Source organism: Corynebacterium lipophiloflavum DSM 44291 (assembly GCF_000159635.1).
GTDB classification, from domain to species: Bacteria; Actinomycetota; Actinomycetes; order Mycobacteriales; family Mycobacteriaceae; genus Corynebacterium; species Corynebacterium lipophiloflavum.
Genome location: NZ_GG667246.1, coordinates 1 through 241, shown reverse-complemented (window position 1 = coordinate 241; position 241 = coordinate 1). Strand labels below are relative to the sequence as shown.

1 protein-coding gene is annotated in these 241 nt (G+C 58.1%); it reads left to right on the top strand.

Annotated elements, in window-relative coordinates; all coding sequences use genetic code 11:
* Window positions 1–241, top strand: a 241-nt coding sequence (locus HMPREF0298_RS11380) for a cytochrome c biogenesis protein CcdA (RefSeq protein WP_280985052.1), incomplete at both ends; no start/stop codon positions are given.

The following is a 241-nucleotide window of genomic DNA, read 5'->3' as shown; positions in this document are numbered from 1 at the left end:
ACAGGGCGGCTCACCTGGCGGTGTGTTTGTTATGGGGGCGATTGCCGGACTGATCTGTTCACCATGCACCACCGCACCGCTTAGCGCGATTCTGCTGTATATCGCCCAAAGCGGGAACATGTGGCTGGGCGGCGGCACGCTTTATCTCTATGCGTTGGGCATGGGCCTGCCGCTGATGCTAATTACCGTCTTTGGTAACCGCTTGCTGCCGAAAAGCGGCCCGTGGATGGAACAAGTCAAA